Annotated in this window: 18 protein-coding genes; 8 read left to right on the forward strand and 10 right to left on the reverse strand. The window is 40.5% G+C overall.

From position 1 onward, the window contains the following. Positions 1–164: 164 nt before the first annotated feature. From EMK97_RS07200 to EMK97_RS07230, 7 genes are all read right to left on the reverse strand, one after another. Positions 165–773, reverse strand: coding sequence for a glutathione S-transferase family protein (locus EMK97_RS07200; RefSeq protein ID WP_130600766.1), 609 nt, complete (start codon positions 771–773; stop codon positions 165–167). A 98-nt stretch (positions 774–871) separates the two neighbouring features. After that, positions 872–1,936: an ABC transporter ATP-binding protein gene (locus EMK97_RS07205; RefSeq protein WP_130600768.1), complete on the reverse strand. Its 1,065-nt coding sequence runs from the start codon at positions 1,934–1,936 to the stop codon at positions 872–874. Beyond that, positions 1,936–3,561: an ABC transporter permease gene (locus EMK97_RS07210; RefSeq protein WP_130600770.1), complete on the reverse strand. Its 1,626-nt coding sequence runs from the start codon at positions 3,559–3,561 to the stop codon at positions 1,936–1,938. Before EMK97_RS07210 ends, EMK97_RS07205 begins: the two co-directional genes overlap by 1 nt. After that, positions 3,558–4,556: an extracellular solute-binding protein gene (locus EMK97_RS07215; RefSeq protein ID WP_130600772.1), complete on the reverse strand. Its 999-nt coding sequence runs from the start codon at positions 4,554–4,556 to the stop codon at positions 3,558–3,560. The genes EMK97_RS07210 and EMK97_RS07215 overlap by 4 nt, the downstream gene beginning before the upstream one ends. Before the next feature lie 124 nt (positions 4,557–4,680). Then, positions 4,681–5,550 carry a sulfite exporter TauE/SafE family protein gene (locus EMK97_RS07220; RefSeq protein ID WP_130600774.1) on the reverse strand — a complete coding sequence of 290 codons (870 nt, stop codon included), beginning with the start codon at positions 5,548–5,550 and terminating at the stop codon, positions 4,681–4,683. Positions 5,551–5,570: 20 nt separating this feature from the next. Further along, positions 5,571–6,068, reverse strand: a complete 498-nt coding sequence (locus tag EMK97_RS07225; protein ID WP_130600776.1) for a YcxB family protein — start codon at positions 6,066–6,068, stop codon at positions 5,571–5,573. 107 nt (positions 6,069–6,175) lie between these two features. Further along, positions 6,176–7,633: an HDOD domain-containing protein gene (locus tag EMK97_RS07230; protein WP_130600778.1), complete on the reverse strand. Its 1,458-nt coding sequence runs from the start codon at positions 7,631–7,633 to the stop codon at positions 6,176–6,178. A 342-nt stretch (positions 7,634–7,975) separates the two neighbouring features. Between EMK97_RS07230 and nagB the strand changes: the two genes are divergently transcribed. From nagB to EMK97_RS07270, 8 genes are all read left to right on the forward strand, one after another. After that, positions 7,976–8,782, forward strand: a complete 807-nt coding sequence (gene nagB / locus EMK97_RS07235; RefSeq protein ID WP_130600780.1) for a glucosamine-6-phosphate deaminase — start codon at positions 7,976–7,978, stop codon at positions 8,780–8,782. A 141-nt stretch (positions 8,783–8,923) separates the two neighbouring features. Continuing rightward, positions 8,924–9,805 (forward strand): TIGR01777 family oxidoreductase, encoded by an 882-nt coding sequence (locus EMK97_RS07240; RefSeq protein ID WP_130600782.1) that lies wholly within the window; start codon positions 8,924–8,926, stop codon positions 9,803–9,805. A 184-nt stretch (positions 9,806–9,989) separates the two neighbouring features. Further along, positions 9,990–12,512 (forward strand): EAL domain-containing protein, encoded by a 2,523-nt coding sequence (locus EMK97_RS07245; protein WP_130600784.1) that lies wholly within the window; start codon positions 9,990–9,992, stop codon positions 12,510–12,512. Positions 12,513–12,788: 276 nt separating this feature from the next. Then, positions 12,789–13,352 carry a type II secretion system protein gene (locus EMK97_RS07250; RefSeq protein ID WP_130600786.1) on the forward strand — a complete coding sequence of 188 codons (564 nt, stop codon included), beginning with the start codon at positions 12,789–12,791 and terminating at the stop codon, positions 13,350–13,352. Positions 13,353–13,427: 75 nt separating this feature from the next. Then, positions 13,428–13,868: a hypothetical protein gene (locus EMK97_RS07255; RefSeq protein ID WP_130600788.1), complete on the forward strand. Its 441-nt coding sequence runs from the start codon at positions 13,428–13,430 to the stop codon at positions 13,866–13,868. A gap of 461 nt (positions 13,869–14,329) precedes the next feature. Continuing rightward, positions 14,330–18,883: a collagenase gene (locus EMK97_RS07260; protein ID WP_211342280.1), complete on the forward strand. Its 4,554-nt coding sequence runs from the start codon at positions 14,330–14,332 to the stop codon at positions 18,881–18,883. A 181-nt stretch (positions 18,884–19,064) separates the two neighbouring features. Next, the gene (locus EMK97_RS07265) at positions 19,065–19,529 is read left to right on the forward strand and encodes a four-helix bundle copper-binding protein (protein WP_130600790.1); all 465 of its coding nucleotides are present in this window, start codon (positions 19,065–19,067) and stop codon (positions 19,527–19,529) included. A 151-nt stretch (positions 19,530–19,680) separates the two neighbouring features. Beyond that, the gene (locus EMK97_RS07270; protein ID WP_246028904.1) at positions 19,681–20,340 is read left to right on the forward strand and encodes an ABC transporter permease; all 660 of its coding nucleotides are present in this window, start codon (positions 19,681–19,683) and stop codon (positions 20,338–20,340) included. Here EMK97_RS07270 and modC read toward each other — a convergent pair. From modC to modA, 3 genes are read right to left on the reverse strand one after another with little or no spacing between them, the layout of a single operon-like run. After that, positions 20,327–21,469, reverse strand: coding sequence for a molybdenum ABC transporter ATP-binding protein (gene modC / locus EMK97_RS07275; RefSeq protein ID WP_130600794.1), 1,143 nt, complete (start codon positions 21,467–21,469; stop codon positions 20,327–20,329). The two genes, EMK97_RS07270 and modC, sit on opposite strands and share 14 nt — an antisense overlap. A gap of 4 nt (positions 21,470–21,473) precedes the next feature. Further along, positions 21,474–22,166, reverse strand: coding sequence for a molybdate ABC transporter permease subunit (gene modB, locus EMK97_RS07280; protein ID WP_130600796.1), 693 nt, complete (start codon positions 22,164–22,166; stop codon positions 21,474–21,476). Positions 22,167–22,204: 38 nt separating this feature from the next. Continuing rightward, positions 22,205–22,960, reverse strand: a complete 756-nt coding sequence (gene modA, locus EMK97_RS07285; RefSeq protein WP_130600798.1) for a molybdate ABC transporter substrate-binding protein — start codon at positions 22,958–22,960, stop codon at positions 22,205–22,207. Between the last annotated feature and the right edge of the window lie 242 nt (positions 22,961–23,202).

Consider the following 23,202-nt stretch of genomic DNA (forward strand, 5'->3'; position numbering starts at 1 on the left):
CTTAAACATTCAGTTCAAAACAAAAGCGCATAAGGAAAAGCACTTGCTTTGAGATTATTTTTTCTACACTGAAATGATAAGAGAAAGCTAAGCGCTACATTGTAAGATGTTGTAACGCCTGTGTAACACTTAGTAGAATGTCAATATGACAGTAAAAGTCATCATCACTGACGGGGATCGGTTTGCTCAATGATTAACTTAAACTCTCCTTGTAAACTTTGTTGATAAAATGCCGATAGATGCGGAAATGGCTCAACATCATATAAAGCTCGAAAACGAATCCAATCAAGTAAACAAAATAAACAGATACTTGGATATGACCAGCTTGAAAACGCTTGCTTAGCGGCATCTTTTTCCAGCTCAGTTAGCACAGTCTCTATCCGCTCACGCTGTAAATTAAAAAACAGCTTATCATCTTTGACATCATGGCCTGAACGCGTTGAAAGCAATAAGCTAACAAAGGAGTCATTAGCGGCATCAATTAATGTTAATAGGTTCTCTTGCTGCCAAGTCAGTGGCTCTTGATTAAAGTGCTGTTGCAGGTATCTAAAAATAACACGTGAATCATAAATGCAATCAACCTCTTGGCTGTCATTATTATCCAGCACAAGCGCAGGCACTTTTTGTGCAGGATTATTCTCGGTCAGTACTTCCCTGTCATTGGGCGAAAAAATATCAAGATTAATAAACTGATAATCATGATGTTGCAGACTGGCTAAATAGAGCCTAATACGGCGTACATAGGGTGATGTTATCGAACCAATAAGTTTCATATCCTTAAACCTTATTTTTTAATCTTTATTCCCTAGCCTGTGTTAACACAACGAGAATTGATTACTATAAAAACACCAAAATAAACAAAAATCGACTACTAGACAATATCTTCTTTGGCAAATAATAATAAATTATCGGATTCGACCTTAATCGCAACCGCCTGTTTTATCGCGAGTACCTGATCACTGTAAAAACTGAGTTTATCAAAGTGTAAGTCATGTTCATCACTTATGCTGGCAAGATGATAATGATAGCCCTGCTCAGTAACACTGATATGTTCAACATAAGCATTAGCCTCTGCATCACTGACAAGCATTAAGTTCTGCGGCTTAATTAATACCTGATGATGATTAGCTTGAGGGATCTCTGTATTTTTCGGTAATGCTACTTCCCCTAACGCGCTATGTGCTTTGCCATCAAGAATTCGACAAGGCAACCAAGAGCCAAGCTGTAAGAAATCTGCTACTTGCCAACTGTTAGGCTTTTGGCAAATCATCGCCGGGCTATCAAGCTGTAATAATTTACCTTGTGACATCAAGGCCATTTTATCTGCAAAAGTAAACACTTCATCTTTGTTGTGGGTAACAAAAATGGCCGTTGTATTAAATTGCTTGAGTAGCTGTCGAATCTCTAACATCAACTCAGTTCTTAATCTAGCGTCGATATTCGAGAACGGCTCATCCAGTAACAGTAATTTAGGCTGAGGAGCTAACGCCCTCGCTATTGCCACTCTTTGCTGTTGACCACCTGAAAGCTGGTGAATATATTTATCGCCATGCTCTGAAAGCTTCAATAAGTTAAGTAGATTATCAATTTGAACAGCTTGTTGCTCGGCTGACAATTTCGCGATACCAAAAGCAATATTTTCGCGCACAGTTAAATGAGGAAATAAGGCATAATCTTGAAATATCATACCTACATGTCGCTTTTCCGCCGCGATAAAAGTACTGTCACTGACAATATCAACACCATCAATATTAATAAAGCCCATGCTTGGCTCAATAAAGCCAGCAATAACATTTAACAAGGTTGTTTTACCGCAACCACTTGGTCCCACTAAACCGAGAATATCCCCTTGAGCAAGTGTTAGCTGTAAATCTTGCAAAATACTCTTATCTTGTAAATTAACGCTGAGTTGGTTAATCGTTAGCAACGCTGTCATCAGGTTTCCTTAGTTCGGTTTAATAAAACAATGGGCAATAAACCAAATAAAACAATTAAAATAGCACCTAAAGCGCCTTGCTCTAACATTTCATCTGAAATCAATTGATATATCTGACTACTTAAGGTTTCAAAATTAAACGGTCTGAGAATTAATACCGCGGCCAGCTCTTTCATCGACTCAACAAACACCAATAACCAGGCAACCAAAATAGCCGGTTTAAGTAGTGGCATATGCACTCGCTGTATGGCTTTATTTAAGCTCACGCCAAGCGTTGCCGGGGCGTAATCTAATGACGGTGGAATTTGTTTTATCGCACTGGTTATCGTGCCGTTAGCTATCGCCGAAAATCGAACCACAAAGGCAAATATCATCGCAAACATGGTGCCCGATAAAATCAAACCTGGCGCTTGTAGGCCAAATGACTCCATTATATCGTTTAACCAATGATCTAGCGGTCCAAAAGTCGATAACATCGCCATAGCTAAGACAGTACCGGGTATCGCATAACCAAAGCCAGAAACTTGAATAGGTAAATGACGAAACTTATCAGCGTGTAACCTTTGATACAAACCGAGCAGCAAAGCAATGGCGACTGCTGCTGTTGCCGCAATAACAGAAACTTTAATACTATTTAAGCCAGTTTCTAGCAATACTTCTAACTGTGCTAAGGTGCTGTACTCAACCGCCATAGCAAGCAACAAAGCAAACGGCAGTACAAAGCCTAAAACAACCAGCAACCAACAAAAACTACTTGCCAGTATTTGCGTCACAACACCAAGCTTAATAATATCTCTATTATGGTTTGGTCTGGCACTTTGATGACGAAGCCCGGCTCTACTGCGCTGCTCCATAACAATCACAAAAAGTACTAACAGCATTAAAATGCTCGCCAGTGCATTAGCCGCTGCCATATCACCATAACCAAGCCAGGTATCATAGACAGCAGTTGTTAAGGTATTAACGGCAAAGTACTGTACTGTGGCAAAATCAGCTAAGGTCTCCATTAACACTAAACTGGCCGATACCGCAATTGCCGGTCGTGCAAGCGGTAATGCCACTTTAAAAAAGCTCTGCTTAGTCGTTAACCCTAGCAACCTGCTTGCGCGAGCCAAGCTTTGATCTTGCTGCTCAAAAGCCCCACGAGTGATCATATAAATATAAGGAAATAATACCAGTGCCAGCATAAGTGCGGCACCAGGAAGTGTTCGAATATCAAAAAACCAGTAGTCCGCCGGGCTTTGCCAGTTAAAGCTGGCTCTAAGCCAACGTTGCACAGGGCCGGCATAATCAAATAAGTCGGTATAAATATAGGCGACTAAATAAGCGGGCATTGCCAGTGGTAGCAATAACATCCAGCGCAAATAGCGCTTAAAGAGAACATTAGTCTGGCTGATAATCGCGGCGCTAATGACACCAAAGATTAACGAAAAAAACACCACTAATGCCGCTAGCATTAGGGTGTTTTGTAAATAAGTAGGTAACACAGTTTGCCATAAATGAGCAAATAACTGTGTTGAGGAGCCTACACCACCAATTAACATAACCAACACTGGCACCATAAGTACCAGAGCGGCTAAATAACTAATAAATTTCCATTTTTTACTATGATAGAGGGATATCACAAATCAAACTTGGCTTTGTCTAACAACATGAGCGCAAGTTTACGATTTTTTGCCACTTCTTCCAATGGTAATGTGTCAGCTTTATAACTTCCCCACGAGGCAACTAATGGTGAAACCTTAACTCCCGCGCGTACTGGATATTCCATATTTGTTTCAGCGTACATTTTTTGCGCTGATTCAGATACTAAGAACTCCATCAGTGCTTTGGCATTAGCACTATTTGGTGCATATTTTGCCATAGCGACGCCAGAAATATTAATGTGTGCGCCACGGTTTTTCTGATTTGGAAAGTTAATATAAACAGCGTCTGCCCATACTTTTTGCTTTTCATCTTTCAACATTTTGCCAAAGTAGTAGCTGTTGCCCAATGAAATATCACATAAATTTTGATGGATCGCTTGCACTTGGCCTCTGTCATTACCTTGAGGTTTACGCGCTAAATTTGCCTTAACGCCTTCAAGCCATTTTAGCGTTTCAGCCTCGCCATGTTCACTGATCATAGACGCCACTAAAGCCACGGTATAAGGGTGCTTACCGCTACGAGTACACACTCTGCCGCGGTACTTTTCATCGGCTAAATCTTCATAATTAAAATCAATTTTACCTAAACGCTTAGCAGAATAGATATTACGAACACGCGTTGTTAAGGCAAACCAGGTTTTATCTTGCGCTTGATATTGCTCAGGGATAACAGTATTTAGCACATTTGAATCAACCGCTTGTACTAAGCCTTTATCACGTAATTCAATTAAACGGCTAATATCTGTGGTCAGTAACACATCCGCTTTACTTAATTTGCCTTCTCTTGCTAGACGCTCAGCCATACCTTTTTTGGCAAAAACAACATTTACCTCAATACCTGTTTTTTCGGTAAATTGATCAAACAAGGGTTTAACTAAAAACGGCTGGCGATAAGAGTAAACATTAACTTCTTCACTTGCAGTCGCAGCTAAACTTGTGGCTAAAAGCAAGCCAGTTAAGATGTGTTTAAACATAGGATTAGTTCCAAATTGCTTATTTAAAAGGAATAAATTGTGACAAGAGCCCACAGGAGTGTCAAGTCATTTGAGAATCATTCTCATTATTGATTTGTATCAAAATAATACGGTTTATTTCACCCTAAATTATGGCAAAACCACCAGAAACCAATAACCAAGCAGCAAAAAATAATTTTAACTTTACCGCAGATAAATGGCTAACTAATATTCGAGCGAATAAACCTCCCAGTACCGCAGCAGGACCGGCAAACAACACAACTTGCCAATAAACTTGTCCTTGTACATAACCAATAACACTCCATACTGATAATGCTGACACCACCACAGCTGCGCCAATGGCCATATTAATATCAAAACGCCTAATAATAAGATAAATAACTAAAATTTCACCAACACCGACACTTAACCAAGCGGTTATTGCTCCGCCAAAAAGTCCAATGATTACCAAAGCGATATAATCATATGGTGTTAGCAAGCTACGCTCTCGCGTTGGTTTAGAAACATAAACGCTAATAAAGATAAATATACCGAGTAATAATGAAAACCAGCTAAACGCTAAAGGTAGTGACGCAGGACCTTGCTGGTCGCCATTAAAAACCCAAGCTAAAGCAAATACTGAACATACGCCAGTTACGGCAATAATACGTTTAAAGCCTTGCCATAGTCGTAATGCTTTTTGCTGGCTTTGGTAGTGATAATACCAACTTGCAGCTCCTGCAGTCATACCAAAGCATTGAATAGCAAAACTGGTTGCTACAGCTTGCTGCTCGGAAAAGTTAAGTTGATTAAACAGTGGAATAAAAACGACACCACCACCAGCACCGGTAGAGTTAGCAAATATAGCGCCTATCACGCCAAGCAAGCTAAATGTAATGTAGTTAGTTAATTCAGTGAGGCTAAAAGGTGAACTTATTAGCAGTATTAGCCAACAAAGTGCAAATAACAGTAAAAAGCTTGGCTTTGCTAATAAGTTTTGATTCGCCTTTTGCATAATAAGCTCAACTAAAGCCTTTATGTTGACGGGGCAACTTGTGCTTTAATAAACGCTTGCGCATCGCTCGATAAAATACTTTTTGATAAATAGTGCTTACTTTGGTTTTTTCCTAGCTGAAAGAAGATAACAAACCCGAGTTCAGTCTCTTTAACATCGGTGACATCAGCCCATAATAAGCGAGCGTTAACATGAAACGACTCAGTTAAAATGCCTTGTTCATCAATTGTCAGTGTTACTTCACTATTAGATGCTTTACTTAGCATCTGCCTAAAAACCCACCAAGGCTGATGATAATAAACACTTAAGCTTTCCACCAAACCTAAACCAATAACAAACCATGCTGTGTACGGGTTAACAGGTGTAAACAAAAGGATAAATAAACCAAATATTGTCAGTATATTGGCCTTAAAATAAGTTTTTCGATTGTGCTCTACTGTGCTGGTTTGCGTATAGCACTCAGTAAAGTGGGCTTTATCTAAGATAAATTTTGCCTGAAAAGAAGTCTGTTCTGTCATAACAAAAGGGTTGCTGAACCTAAGCTTTAAATAAAGGCATTATCTTAACAAAGAACTAGCACTAGATAATAGCCCGACGTGAACTAAGATAAATTTAATCTACAAGCTTACCTTAACATGATCATAGTTAAACACATATTTAGGTGCTCAATTAGCCCGGTAAACTGCTTAAAGTCTTGCACGCTGATTTCTTGCTCATCATGAAAATTTTGCGCACATACTACACCAATGTTTTTATTACCAATATGAATAGGTACTAGAATCATCTGACCATCAAGGATCAAGTCAGTAAGTTGCTCAGTAAACAGATCACGCCATTGAGCATTCTTATGATCATTAATAAGCACAGGTTTATTTTCTTTTAGTACCCGGGCAATAACATTGTCATGTTCAGAAATATTTATTCGGGCTTTATAGGGATCTTTTTCTGCATCTTGATTATAAACAAAACGTGATTTGACAAACTTTTTGTCATCAACCAACATGAAAAACGAACAACGCTGCCATGCGAATGCTTTGACACTTTCAACAAGCGTTAACTGCAAATATTCATTTAAGTCTTTACTTGATTTCATCAGCTGGGTAAGTTTCATAAAAGTATCAAGTAAATATTTCTCTTTACTCATGTCACTTTCAATTACTTCAGCGTGATTAGCCTGAACAAAGTCTCTAGATCTGGGCAGCTCTTTTAAGCGCTCAGTTAAATCTTCCGCACCGTATGAGCTTAAAAGCTGGCAAGCTTGCTCTCTGGTGTGTTCAATTCTGACCTTAAGCTGGCGTTGATTTATGCCCATCAAGTCAGCAATATTCTCTAACAGTTGATTATATTCGTCTTCTCTGTCTGCTGGCGTTGCAATAATGCTACTTAACTTATCGGCAAAGTAGATGGTCTTGATTTCATTGGTACGTGCGGTGGGTTGATCAAGCGCTTTAATTAATAAATCGCTTAAATTCCACGTTGCAGCTAAGCCGCGACTTAAGTCATTAAAACTTGAGCCAATTTGTTGTTTACAATAGCTATCAAAATCAAGGGAATGCTCTTCTCGTTGCGCTGCTATTTGTTCAGCAAGCTGCCCACCTGAGCTCCAAAACGCCGTTTCACCTATACGGTATAACATAGCGGCTAGGTAAACTTCTTCCTGAATTTCATCACTATAATGTGGCACCATCATCTTGGCTAACATGCCGGCATAAAATGAGTTAGCCATCAACTGAGTCAACTCATTATAAACATTGATATCTAAACTCTTACTCGCCAATAAGCTGGAAACAAGTTTGGCTGTTAAGCAGATATTTTTTACCGCCTGAATCCCTAAAATGACGGTAGCGCGAGAAACGGTAGTGACTTTGTTAACGCCAATGTGCTGAATATTATTAGCAACTTTGAGTAAACAAGAAGAAAGTGCTTGATCGTGCAAAATTGCTTCACTTAGCTTAGGAAGAGAAGACTTATCATCATTTGAAAACTTATCCAGCATAAGTGCAGTAGACGTTATTGCCGGCAGCTCATTATGAGCAATAATATCAATCCACTGCTCAGTGGTTTTAGCTTCATTATCTTCCATCACCGCTCTCTTATTCGATAGTTTTAGCTGATAGCACAAATAAATTTATATTTATAATCATGCACCTATTCTAGCTCTTTGTCGAAGTTTTTAGCTGACTTCGCCCAGCTCCGCAAAAAATCCCCCCATTTAACGAAAGCAACGTGTGATACGAGTAACTTTAAGATCAAAAAATATTTAAATATACAAAATTAATAAATGACAGCGCTGTCTTTTGTGGTAAAGTTACAAAATAAGATTGCACCTTAACTTAAACCTTAAGTAAGGCAATCTAACCTATAATTCAATATAAGCTATTTATTTTGCGTAGATGGTGTATTTTTAAGTTTCTAAGGAAAATGTATGCAAGTTATTATTTTTGATGATGCTCAACAAGTTGCCGATAGTGCAGCAAAATGGGTTGCAGAACTAATCAATAAGAAAGCTAAGCCAGTGTTAGGTTTAGCAACTGGAAGTACGCCTATTAGCCTATACCAAGCGCTAGTAAAAAAATATCAAACCGAAGAAATCAGCTTTAAAGACACCTGCACTTTTAATTTAGATGAATACTTAGGCATTGATGAAAACAATGTACAAAGCTATCGTCACTTTATGAACACAAACTTATTTGATCATGTCGATATTGATAAGAGCAAAACCTTTCTACCTACTTGCGCTCAAGGAGAAAACCCAAGAGCACAAGGCTTAGCATATGAGCAAATGATAAAAGAAGCCGGAGGTATCGATTTACAAATTTTAGGTATAGGTGCTAATGGTCATATTGGTTTTAATGAGCCAACCTCTAGCTTAGCCTCACGCACACGTATCAAAACCTTGACTCAGCAAACCTTAACTGACAATAGTCGCTTATTTTCTGCCGATGAATTTCAACCAACCTTAGCGATGACCATGGGTATTGCCACCATTTTAGATGCTAGATATGTACTACTTATGGCAACAGGTGAAAACAAAGCTAAAGCAGTAAAAGACATGGTAACAGGGGCTGTTTCTGCCATGTGTCCAGCTTCAGCATTGCAAATGCATGAAAATGCCATTGTCTTACTTGATAAAGCCGCCGCTAGCCAGCTTGAAGATCAAGAATATTACTTATGGGCAGATCAGCAAAATAATAAAATTAATGACGAGTTTGGCCTTTACCACAACTACTAACTCATCTCATGCTAACCTCATGAAAGCTTAGCGAGTATTCACTTGCTAAGCGTTCAAAACTATACACGACTTACCCACTACTCTTCTTACCAGCTAGTCTGCTATGCTTTAAAGTAAATCTTATTTACTTAGCTGCAAGTCATGAAAGTATTAATCACGGGTGGCACAGGCTTAATCGGCCGTCAATTTATTGAAAAGTTTCACAAGCGCTATCAATTTACGGTTTTATCCCGCCAAAAGCAGCCACAGCCGCCATTTACTGGCAATGTTGACATCATCAATAAGCTTCCTGATGAGAATTGTTTTGATGTCATCATCAATCTTGCCGGGGAGCCTATTGCAGACAAGCGTTGGAGCAAAAAACAAAAAGACATCATATGTCAAAGCCGCTGGCAAATAAGCCAAGCACTTGTTGATTTTATTCGACGCTCCGCTTACAAACCACAATGTTTAATTAATGGCTCAGCGATTGGTATTTATGGTGATACCGGAAATACAAGTGTTGACGAGTCAAGCTCTATAAACACTGATAGCTTTAGCCAAACACTTTGTCAGACTTGGGAGAAAATAGCCATGTCAGTTGCTGATGAATGTCGAGTGCTGACATTAAGAACCGGTATCGTTTTAGCAGCACAGGGCGGCGCACTCAGCAAAATGAAAATGCCATTTTATTTTGGCTTAGGGGCAAAAATTTCTCATGGTAAACAATGGATGTCATGGATCCATATCACCGATATGATCAATATTATTCACTTCGTGATTTCTCAGCCTAATATCTCTGGCGCCATTAATTGCACCGCGCCAAATGCCGTTAGCAACCAAGAGTTTAGCCTTGCTTTAGCCCAACAGTTAAAACGCCCCTTATTTTTGACTATACCCGCTGTCGCTTTAAAACTTATGATGGGTGAATCCTCAAGCTTATTACTTGAAAGTCAGCGTGTATTTCCACAAGTACTTTTAGATAATCAATTTCACTTTGACTATGAGACATTAGCGCCCGCATTAACGAATTTACTTGCTTAGCTCAATGAACCTAACGTTAATAAACTCAATAACGTGATCCAAATCACATTTTTACCAAATAGCGACACCTGACCATACTTTATACCGTGATTTTTATTTATCATACCGCCGAGCATTAACTGTCATTTATAGGTGATTAAGCTCATATTCCCTGTAGATGTAACTGTGGTTTGTAGAGGTTCAGGTGAAACTATTAAAAGAGCGTTCTGAGCAATGTAACTTAGTTGTAAAAGATATAATGCAGTGTGACATTCTTACCTGCTCTGCCAACACCAGCATAAATAGCGCAGCACAAGAAATGCGACAGCGCAATATCAGCTCAATTGTTATCACCGAAGGTAGCCAAGCAATCGGTATTTGGACCGAAGCTGATTGCAGTAAAATAAATTTTGCCAATGCCGACTATTACTCCCTAGGCATCCACAAACTGATGAGCTCCCCGGTACTAACCATAAAGCCCAATGTGCCAGTACATGAACTCGCGCCCAAATTTAGAAGCTTGAGCATTCGACACTTTGTTGTTGTCGATGATAACGACAGCCCAGTTGGTATTGTCAGCCAAAGTGATGTCATCAAAAAGCAAGGTATAGAACACTACTTACAAGCACGATTAGTCTCAAGCAGCTATAAAAAAGTTAGCCAGTTTTTAAATCACACCTGTCAGTTAGGTGCTGTTGCCGATTACATGAAAAATAACGCCGTCTCATCTGTGCTGATATATAACGAGGATATAAATGAATACGGCATAATCACAGAGCGAGACTTATTATCTATTTTAGCCAAGGGGGAATACTCAAATAATAGCGCTTGGTGTTACGCCAACTTTCCTCTAAAGCGAGTTGAAGAAAATACCTCGCTATACTCTGCCTACCAACAGCTCACGAGTCACAATATAAGACACCTTGCAGTAACTAACGATAAAGGGAGCATTATCGGCATTTTATCGTTAGACAATATTATGTCAGATATAGAGCTTGCCTACGTAGAAGAACTACACCACATAGTACAACAGCGAGACAAGGCGCTAAAAGAATCTAAGCAGCATTTGCGCGTCGCTGAAAAAATTATTGATGCCTCCCTTGATGGCATTATGATAACCGACGCCAACGGCTGCATATTATCTGTTAATCCGGCATTTTCTCGAGTAACCGGCTATCAGGCATTAGAGGTTATTGGCAAAAACTCCAATATACTTAGCTCGGGAAGACACTCTTCTGACTTTTACCAAGCGCTATGGGAAAGTCTTAAAACCAAAGGCGTTTGGCAGGGTGAAATTTGGAATAAACGCAAAAATAATGAAGTGTACCCCGAGTGGCTAACTATTATTGATATCGGCGATAAGAATGACATCAATAAAACCTATGCCGCTATTTTTAGCGATATCAGCGATCGTAAAATTGCCGAGCAAAAAATTGAAAATCTTGCCTTTTACGATGAGCTTACGCAATTACCCAACCGAAGATTGCTTTATGATCGCCTAGACGTAGCACTTGCTACAGCACATAGAAACCAAGAAAAATTAGCACTGTTTTTTATCGACTTAGACTACTTTAAAGAAATAAACGACAACTTTGGTCATAGAGTTGGCGATAAACTCTTACAAAACCTTGCTAAACGATTGCAAGATAGCTGCAAAGAGGGAGATACCGTTGCTCGTTTAGCCGGTGATGAATTCACCTTATTACTAACAGAAATGCGTGAAATTGATCATATTTGCAAAGTCTGTGATCGCATTATAGAAAAACTACGTCAGCCTTATCATATTGAAGGTCATAGCTTACATATTACCACCTCCATTGGTATTGCCATTTATCCAGATGACGGCACAAGTGAAGAAGAGCTATTGAAAAATGCCGATATTGCTATGTATCGCGCTAAAGATATAGGTCGAAACTCCTTTCAGTTATTTACACCAGCCATGAATGCTCATTCACTTGAGCGCTCCATGATGCAAAGCCACTTAAGAACAGCCTTGGAAAATGATGAGTTTGTCCTTAACTATCAGGCACATAAAAATTGTGTGCTCGGCAAGGTTTCAGGTGTTGAAGCGCTGTTAAGGTGGTTTAACCCTCTTATTGGCCATGTATCACCAGGTCAATTTATACCTATGGCGGAAGAGCTAGGTTTAATTGCCAGTGTCGATCACTGGGTATTGGAACACGCCTGTAAGCAAAGAAAACAATGGCTAGATGACAACATAGACTGTGGCCGTATCGCGGTAAATATTTCGCCATTACATTTTCACCAAGGCGATTTAGTTGACTCAGTAAAAACCGTGCTAGCACAAACTAAATTACCCGCCAACTTACTCGAATTGGAAATCACAGAAGGTTGTTTTATTAAACAAATGGAGCATGCCACCTCAATATTAAGAGAGCTTAAAGCCATGGGAGTAAGCATTGCCCTTGATGATTTTGGCACAGGGTTTTCATCACTTAGCTACCTAACCAGTTTACCAATCGATAAAATAAAAATTGATGCCAGTTTTGTCGCAAAACTACCGCACAATTACCGCGAAAGCCAAATAACCACGGCTATACTCAACTTAGCGCAAAGTCTAGAGCTAGATATAGTTGCCGAAGGTGTGGAAACTGATGCTCAGCGCATCTTCTTACTCGATAGAGGCTGCCAAGTAATCCAGGGCTACTTATTTAGTAAGCCTGTCTCGGCGCAGTATCTCCCGCAAGTGGTTTGCGCTTTAGCTTAACATTCCACGGCATTAGCAGTAACAAAAAGCAGAGAGATATTTAACCTAAGCTCAGCTTAATAAATAGCTCTCTAGCAGCTATTTTAACTTACTTCGGCGTTAAGTTTACTTGCAATAGGCTGGCTATCGATATTTCAAACGATTAACTTATCTCTTAAAGCAAGTTCAGGCTATTTACATTTTTTGACCATATTTAGCTGCTGCTAAATTGTTTAACTGTGAACAAGCTTTTATAATACAAATTGTATACAAAGTATTTATTGTAAGGGTTGTACTATGCAAGCAAAGGGCTTTACATTAATTGAGTTAGTCACCGTTATTGTCATCATTGCCATACTGGCGGTAACAGCACTGCCTAAATTTATCAATGTTAATCAAGACGCTCATGATGCCGTTGCCAAAAACATTTTCGGGTCTTATAAAACGGCTATTTCCTTGTACCACAGCTGCTACATCACCTCAGGTGAGCAAAGTGCAGTGGATGATTTATCTTGTTTTGGTGCTGGAGATGTCGATTCATCTTCAACGGGCTTCCCATTAAAAACTGACAATAGTCAATCAAGTAACGATGGTACAAAACTTACTGGCGATTTCTGTAGGCAGCTTTGGTTTGGCTTACTCGACACAGAAGATTTCGTTTTAGCACTTCATACTGATGCTTCTTTTGGCGGTGATACAGATATTATTTATTGGTATTCAAACCCTGACGCCACCTTGCCAACAAGCTATTGCTACTATAACTATATCGCTGATAATCAAGCAAAAGGTCAGGAAAATTGGCAATTGAGATATTACCCAAACACTGGTCGTACTACAGTTGGCAGAGCCACGTTAGGTTAATTTGCATTGCACTAAACTAAATATTCATGCTAGCTTATTGCATTCAATATACAACAACTTCACTGGAGAATTATAATGACTAAAAGTAAAGTTGCGCTCAGCTTAGTGGCTGTAGCAGCATTAGCTGGCATTGCCTATAGCCAACTTATGCAGCAAGAAGATAAGCCTGCCACAGCTAAAAAATCTGAAGCTGTACCTGTGAGCATACCAGCCCCTAGTAGCACAAAGGCTAATGCCCCTGCTGCGACCAAAACGGTATCTAACACGAGTGCAACTCATGTGCATCATATCAGCCAAGATGAACTACCAAAACCAGCTGAAAGTGCCGAAAAGCAACAAAGCCCAACAAGAAGTAGCCTAACCGCAAGACAACAAGATTTACCTAAAGATCATCGCCAAGATCACAATCATGCGAGGCCACATGGTCATGAAGAACACACCAATTCAATTCAGCCGAGAAGACCACCTGGAGAGCCAAAAAAGCCACTACCTAGTGATAACGCCCCAAAAGGTTAAACCAACACACACTAAGCTGATAGGGATATCAGCTGTCCTTAGTAAAACGACTCCCTGCCAATTTTTGCAATAGCGACACATTCTGCAAATCACACTCGACTGTAATCCAATAATTTATACCCATTTCAATAAATTATTCTAATTTTTGTATAAATATACACTCACATGCAGTAACGCTTAGCATTACATTTACAAGACAATAAAAATAACCACTATAACCAACTGATATTATTAAACATTTTCAACAACACACTAACTACGAAAAAAATCTTATTCATTTTTTAGTTGAATAATGTATACAAAATGTAATATAACGTTAATAAGCATATGACAACAAGTATGCACCACAACGATGGATGTGCGGGTTAGAAGCAAACTAAAGTAACAACAAAAACAAGACACTTTAATTGCTACCACGGACGACTTACCAAGTCGCTTGAAACCAATCAGGTCAAAATAATATGAAAATCACAACCAAGAAAACGCTGTTAGCTAGCGCAATTTTATTGTCATGCCATATGGGAGCAGCACAAGCGACAATGTGTGGTGCAAAAACACTCGATCGTCAAGGGGAAGTACCTGCCAATCAAACTCACTGCATTACCGACTACGGTCACTACTTCTATGTTAATGTTCCTTACAATAATAGCCAGGTTACCATTACCACATCAGGCGGTAGCTTTACTGGTAGCGATGCCGATATAAAACTATACGACGGCAATGACTGGAGCGGCAATGTTGAAGCAAGCAGCATGACCAGCGGCACTAACGAAGAAACCTTATCATTTACCTCAAGAGCTGGTGAGCGTTATTTTAAAGTCGATGGCAATATTCAAGAAACCAGCTTAACCGTTACCATTACAGGTGGCGATATTCCACCGCCAATGGGCGATTACATTGTTTATAACACTGAAGTTGTTGTTGACGTACCTGCTGCTGCAATTTCTTCTAAAGCACAATACGGCGCTAGCATCGCAGATATACTCGCAGCAAGTTATGATGATTTTGCTGGTATCGCAGGTGCTGCAACAGATCCAATTTCCGATGTAGCCAATGCAATTCATTACTTAGCCAAAGCGGATGATTTAACTGATCCTGACCTTAATCAATTATTATATTTCCTCGCTTCATACAAATATCATGCTGCAGCCATGACAGATAGCGAAGCGCAAGCACTAAGTACTGCGCTATTAGCTGTCACGCAAATGACAGACTTTGTGGCACCTGCTGGTAGTGTCATTCAAGAAGGTTATGCAGCTGCTTTAACTAATTTTAGAAATGGTGATAGTGCAAATTATTTTAAAGATCACCTACCGCACTTATTAGCGATTATTCAATTTTACTCTATTCAAGCTAACCCATTTGGCATAAGCAACGGTGGCGATACCGCCATGGCATTAATGGGCGCAATTGCCGATGCTGCCTACTATGGTAGTGCACCAGTAAAAGCAGCCTATAACGAACGTATGCTAGATGTGCTTTCAGTAATGCGCTCTTTCGTTTTCTTAGGTGAAACATCGCTTGATATGCGCTGGTCAGCTGAAGCTGATAGAAAGTGGATTATGCCGCATGCATTTATTGCTATGGGTAAAATATCGTCTATCGCAACAGATGAAGCCAAAGCACGCTTTGATAGCACCATCTTAGAAACGCATGAAAAAGTGACACAAATCATCAGTAAAGAAACCACTGAAACTATCGTCACTAAAAACTACCTAGAAAATGCTGGCCGTGCTTGTGAAGTAGGCGATGCCCTATACGGTAGTTGTTTTGTACCACCAAAAGAAGAAGACATCTTAACGGTACGCCATGATTGCTCTGATAAAATCACTATCCGTGCTCAAGCAAGCATTAGCCAAGCAACCTTAGCTCAATCATGTGCCGACATGGCACTGCAAGAGTCAGAATTCCATGCATTTTTCAATACCGCAGGTACACCAGTAGCTGGTGATAAAAATGCTCACTTAGAAGTAGTTGCTTTTGCTAGCCCAGAAGATTATGAAAAATACGCTGGTGAATTCTTTGGCATCAGCACAGATAATGGCGGTATGTACTTAGAAGGTACGCCAGGAAATGATGGCAACCAAGCCCGCTTTATTGCCATGCAATGTCCAGACTCTTGGGTAGGCGGCTCATGTCAATATGAAGATCAAATCTACAACTTACGTCATGAATATGTTCATTACCTAGACGGTAGATACGTTAAAGCTGGCTCATATGGCAGTTTTGATTACAATGTTTCTTGGTCTGAAGGTATGGCTGAATACTTAGCTATGGGCGCAGAGCATACTCGTACGCTAAACACCCTTAAAGGTGAAACAATCCCACCGTTATATAACTTGTTATTTATGAGTTATGAGTATGACAACTTATACCCTTGGGGTTATTTTGCCATGCGTTACTTAGGTGAAGAGCATAAAAATGAAGTTGAAACCCTAGCCACTGCCCTACAAGCTGGCGATAACAACGCTTATGTTGAAGCACTTAAAGGCGTAGCTCAGCGCACTGAAGCAGGTTTTGAAGCCTATATGCTGGCTAACTCAGAAACGGTAGCGCCAGCTGCTACAACAATGCCAGCGCAAGATACTATCGGTAGTTGTGGTTTAGTTCAGCAATATGCTCGCCATATTGATGCAAATAGCACGAACTTTACTTTCACAAACACAACAGACACTCCAGTTTCACTATTTTGGATAAACAGCACCACAGGTGAGACTAACTTTGGTAAAAACTATAAAACCCTTAACCAAGGTGATAGCTACAACTCAAGTTCTTGGAAGGTGGGCGATCGCATGATGCTATCTGATGGCAACATGAATTGTTTAGGTGTTGCGGTTATGGCAGAAAATGAGAACACCTTTACCATTGAAGCTGACTTAGTTAAAGATGTTGTTAAAGAAGATATCCCAGCATTAAATCAAATGGGCAGCTGTGCGCTAGCTCAACCGCATTTAATTATGGATCAATCGCACGAATTTACCATTACCAATACATCAGATACACCAGTACGATTATTTAGAATCGATAACACCAAAGGCACAATGATCACCACAAGCGGCGGTAGTGACTTTGACCATGGCTACGGTGTATTAGCACCAGGTGCTAGTTACAGTAACGATATCTGGTATGGTGACAGACGATTAATGGTTACCGACAGTAACTTAAACTGTTTAAGTGTTGGTGTACTCAATAACCCAGTATCAAACTTTACCGTTGATCAAGCTATGGTTGCTAATGCTGCTGAGCCAGAAGTTATCCCAGCAGCAAATACTATTGGCAGCTGTGACTTAATGGCTAAGCACTTAACTGGGCCATTTGAAGCTGACTTCTCATTTGTTAATAACAGTGACACACCAGTTCGCATCCATCGTGTAGATAGCGCAACCGGAGAGCTAAGTGAAAGCTTTGGTTTTACTACCTTAGCTAAAGGTGAAACCTACGACAGCGCGACAACATGGAAATGGTTTGGTAACCGCCGCGCCGCCATTACTGATGAAAACAATCAGTGTTTAGGTGTTGCCGTGATGACCGAAGAAACCACCAGCAATGATTACATTATTACCAACGAATTAACCAATGGCACAACGCCAGTTGATAGCGATGGTGATGGTGTTGTTGATAGCCAAGATGCTTTCCCTAATGATCCTACCGAGTGGGCTGATACTGACGGCGATGGCGTTGGTAACAATGGTGATGCCTTCCCTAACGACCCTACTGAAACTGTAGATAGCGACGGTGACGGTGTTGGTAACAATGGTGACGCTTTCCCGAATGATCCAACCGAAACCGTAGATACTGACGGCGATGGCATTGGTGATAACTCAGATCCAACTCCAAATGGTGATGTTGACAGCGATGGTGACGGTCATTTAGATAGCGTTGATGCCTTCCCTAACGATCCAACGGAGTGGGCTGATACTGACGGTGATGGCCATGGTGACAATTCAGATGCTTTCCCATCAGATAGTTCTGAATGGTTAGACACAGATAACGATGGCCATGGTGATAACTCTGACGTGTTCCCAACTGACGCCAGTGAATGGGCAGATAGTGATAACGACGGTTATGGTAATAATATCGATGCCTTCCCAACAGATAGCTCTGAATGGTTAGATAGCGATAACGACGGTCATGGTAATAATATCGATGCCTTCCCAACAGATAGCTCTGAATGGTTAGATAGCGATAACGACGGTCATGGTGACAACAGCGACGCATTCCCTAACGACAGCACTGAGTGGTTAGATACTGACGGTGACGGTATGGGTGATAACTCAGACCCTTACCCGAACGACGCTACTAATGGCGGTGGTGTAACTGTACCTGATTGTGGCGCAGCAACGATTTCTAGCGGTAAATTAACACTAGAGAATAGTGAATGTGTTGCTGGTGGTCGTGGCTCTTACTATGTGTGGGTAGAAGAAGACAATACCCAATTGTTCTTAACTACAGCAGGCGGTAATGGCGATGTAGGTATCTACTTCAACGCTGACACTTGGGCAACGACAAGCAATGCACAAGCACAATCAGCGAATACTAGTACAACTCAATCACTACAAGTAACGGCAAACCGAGGTTGGAGATATATCACCCTTGATAGTGCCTCTAACTACGATAATGTTACCTTTAAAGTGAGTTTATCAGGTGAGACTACTACACCAACAGAGCCACCAGTAAACACTGATGTAGCCAATGCTTGCAGCAGCTTAGAGCCATTTACGTATGGTGCTATTGAGTCAGGCAAAGCCGTTTGTACAGGTAATGGTCGTAACAGCTACTACATCTACTTAAACAGTGACGTGACTAGCATTGAAATCAATACAGCACACGGTACAGGTGAAGTTGAGCTATACACTAATACTAGTTGGGCGAGTGCCAGCAACTACATGCATAAATCAACAACAGCAGGAACTACGGAGCAAAGTATTACCGTAAATAACCCGACAACAGGTTGGTTCTATATCGCGGTTGAAAGCACAGGGAGTGATATAGCAGTACAAGTGGATGTTAAATAATCCACAGACAATTTAGTTAACTTCATATCTTTCCCTTATCAAGATATTAACTAAACTTTGGCGGGTCACTTGACCCGCCTTTTTTTATTAAATTTCAGCAGATTACTTCAATAGTTTCTTTTTCTAGATTGAAAGTGCTAAGCTTGCGAAACTGTACAAGCGTATAACTTTAGGAAAAACTATGTCTGTTAATGTAAAAGAAAATTCAAATTCACGCAGAAACTTACTCAAAGGCCTAGTCGCCGGTAGCGCGGCATTAGCAGCTGGCTCTGTTATGGCTAAAGCCGATCACTCTCATCACCATCACCACAAAGTGAAGCCGCTCAATAAGGCGCTTATCGATATTGCTAATGAATGTGCTCAGCACGGTGATGAATGTATTGCCCACTGTCTGGAAATGTTCACTATGGGTGATACTACCTTAGCCAAGTGCGCGCAAACCGTGAATGAAATGGTGATTATGTGCCGCGCCCTTGCCAAAATGGCCAGTTATCAATCTGAGCAAGTTAAGGCGCTTGCACCAATTGTTATTGATGTCTGCCAAATCTGTGCTGATGAATGCGGCAAGCATGACAAACACCAGCAATGTAAAGCTTGTGCGCAATCATGTTTAGATTGCATTAAAGAATTAAAGAAAATAGTATAAATTTAGTTAGCAAGTATGATTTATATTCCCCATATAAATCATACTTTGCGAGTTAACATAAACCCCACAACGATTATTAATCCTTATGGCAACCATCCCTTTAATCAACCTAGGCCTATCTTTTCTTCCTGTTTTTTTAGTATTAACGATTATGTTTCGTTGGTCTTTATCAATAAAAGATGGACTAGTAGCCTTAGCGCGTATGCTAATTCAATTACTAATAATTGGTTATGCGTTAAATTGGATTTTCGCCGTAGATACACCGCTGATCATTTTATCCTTACTTGCAGTTATGCTGATTGTCGCTTGCTCTATAGCCCTGCGCCCTATTAAAGATAAACAGTTGCACAGTTATAGCAACGCGCTTGCTGCCATTGCATTAGGTGGCGGCTTAACGCTTGGCTTTATTATTGTTTGGGTACTGGAAAGTCAACCTTGGTACAAACCTGATACCATTATTCCACTGGCGGGCATGGTCTTTGCCAGCGCAATGAATACCGTCAGTATATGCGGCGAGCGATTTTCAATGGAGTTAAACCATACCTCTTGTGTAGAGACTGCAAAAAAACAAGCCTTTCAAGCAGGATTAATTCCTTTATTTAATACTTTACTCGCCGTTGGCTTAGTGACCTTACCCGGCATGATGACAGGACAAATTTTCTCAGGGGTATCGCCCTTAATTGCGGTGCGCTATCAAATTGTGGTTATGTGTATGCTAACCGGTGCTGCTGGCATTTCAGCGGCAATATTTTTGCAGCTTTCGGCTAATAGGGTTCAGGGCAAGCAAGAAGCCCAGCCTAATAAACAATAGCAACAGATTTTACCTGCGCCCAAACTTGTTTACCCACGGTTATTTGCAGATGCGCTAAAGAGCGGCGGGTTAACCTTGCAAGCAAAAATTCTTCACCTACTTGCAAGCGAACTAATGCTAAGGCTTCATTGTTATCTTCTTTGATTTCGATAACGCTCGCTTGCAAACGGTTTAAAATACTGGAGTCTTGCTGCGCCGACAAAGCCAAACTGATATCCCTAGCCAACACCCGCACGCGTACAGTTTGCGAAACGGTTTCACCGCTGTCTTTTAACCACAAGTCACCACCAGAAAACGCAACTCGCATTAAGTGCCACTGTTCATCTTTTTCAAGCACTTGAGCTTTAATGATAACGCCAGTATCTTGCTGAAATTGTCCCGGTAAATCCAACCGAGAGAAAACTTGGCTAACCTCCCCTTGGGCTATTAGCTGACCTTTTTCTAACATCAAGGTATGATCGGCAAGACGCGCGACTTCATCCATTGCATGGCTAACGTATAAAATTGGGATATCAATATTATCCCTAAGCTTTTCAAGGTAAGGTAAAATTTCTTGTTTTCGCGCTAAATCAAGTGCTGCCAACGGCTCATCCATCAATAAAATTTGCGGCTGGATCAGTAGCGCTCTAGCTATGGCAACCCGCTGACGCTCACCGCCTGACAACTGACTAGGGAAGCGCGACAATAATCCCTCAATACCCATAATCATAAGCACTTTTTGATAAAGCGCCTGATCAAATGGCTTATCCGCTCGTTTAATGGCAAAGTCTAAGTTGCCTTTTGCCGTTAAATGGTCAAATAAGCTCGCCTCTTGAAAGACATAACCTAATGAGCGTTTATGCGTTGGCATAAAGTAGTTATCATCTTGCCAAGTATCACCAGCAATTTGTAATTGCCCTTTGGCACTCGGCTCAAGGCCGGCAATGCATCTAAGTAAGGTGGTTTTACCTGAGCCGGAGTGACCAAAAATTGCAGTAATTCCTTTAGCTGGTACTGTGGCATTTATCGATAAAGAAAAACTGTCTTTAGCATTATCTTGCCTGTGATAGGACAAATTAAAGGCTAATTGAATATGCTCAGTTTGACATGCAGACTTAGTCAATGTTGCCTCACTGTTATTACTCATCATTATCTTAGCCACCTAGCTTCATTACTTTTACGCCTCGCTTTCCCTGAAACCAGTACAAGCTAAACAAAACAATAAAAGCAAAGGCTATCATACTGAGCGATAACACATGAGCTTGAGCATAATCAAGCGCTTCAACATGATCATAAATTTGCACAGAAACCACGCGAGTTTCATCAGGAATATTACCGCCTATCATTAAAATAACGCCAAACTCACCTACCGTATGAGCAAAGCCCAAAATAGCTGCGGTGATAAAACCCGGTTTTGCTAAGGGCAATACCACGTTAAAAAAGCTATCCCAAGGGCCAGCTCTTAAGGTAGCAGCGGCCTCAAGAGGCCTTTTGCCTAAACTCTCAATAGCATTTTGAATAGGCTGAACAACAAACGGCATAGAGTAAAAAATAGAGGCAACCACTAAGCCCCAAAAAGTAAAAGGCAATGTGCCTAAACCCAGTGCTTGAGTAAACTGACCAATAAAACCATTTGGCCCCATAGCTAATAATAAATAAAAACCCAAAACAGTTGGCGGCAAGACTAAAGGTAAGGCAACAAGGGTTGAGATAACCCCCTTAAACGGTGAGTGAGTTCTTGCTAACCACCAAGCGATTGGCGTGCCAATAATCATCAACAAGATAGTGACTATTGTTGCTAGCTTTAACGTTAACCAAATGGCGCTTAAATCAGCTTCACTAAACATGGCTTTTCTATTCCACTCTCAAATAACAGGCGATCAACCTATACATGCTCATAACCATACTGTGCGATTATCTGCTTTGCCGCTTTACTGTGCATAAAGCTAATAAATGCTTTAGCCGCAGCACTATTTTTAGCCGAGTTTAGCACTATGGCATCTTGTTTTATCGGTTGATGCAGCTGACTTGGCACTTGCCAATAACTACCATGAGCCACTTTACCGGTGCGCATAACCTGTGATAATGCAACAAAGCCAAGCTCAGCATTACCACTGTGAATAAACTGGTAGGTTTGCGCGATGTTTTCCCCTTGCACCCATTTAGCTTTGCTTTGCTGTAATAAACCCAAAGATGACAAGACCTCTAGCGCGGCACTACCATAAGGAGCAAGCCTAGGGTTAGCTAGTGCTAACTTATTATAATTATCTGTTGCTAAAAAATGCTGACCATCTAAAAACAAGTTATCACGATTAGACCATAACACTAACCGGCCAACCGCATAAGTAAAACGGGACTTTTCATCAGCTAATCCTTGTGCAATCAAAGCGCTAACCTTAGCTTGATCTGCCGAGAAAAATAACGCAAAAGGCGCACCTTGCTTTATTTGCGCATAAAACTTACCTGATGAGCCATAAGCGACACGAACCTTATGCTTTGATGTTTGCTCAAATGCAGCCACTAAACTTTTCATTGGCGCAGTAAAATTTGACGCCACAGCTATGGTAATACGCTCGGCACTGGCAGACAGAGAAAAAAACAAACAAAGTATTAAGCCAAGTACTAAATTTAGGAAACGCATAGGTTGTTATTTAGCCTGCCATTTTTAAAGAAAAAACAAGGCTTTCAAGGAGTAATGTTGGTTGCTATATACTAGGTGATAGCACCTCATAGTACAAGTACTCAAGCCTTAGCGATTATGATTGTTATCAAGTAAAGGGGCATTAACACCCACGTGTTTTTAACCAGTAATTATTTACAGGATAAATTTGCCAAACTCTAAGTAGCCAAGTACCCTTCGCAGCATCAATTCATAGTAAACCG

Origin of the sequence: Litorilituus sediminis (genome assembly GCF_004295665.1) — a bacterium.
In the GTDB taxonomy this organism is placed as follows: domain Bacteria; phylum Pseudomonadota; class Gammaproteobacteria; order Enterobacterales; family Alteromonadaceae; genus Colwellia; species Colwellia sediminis.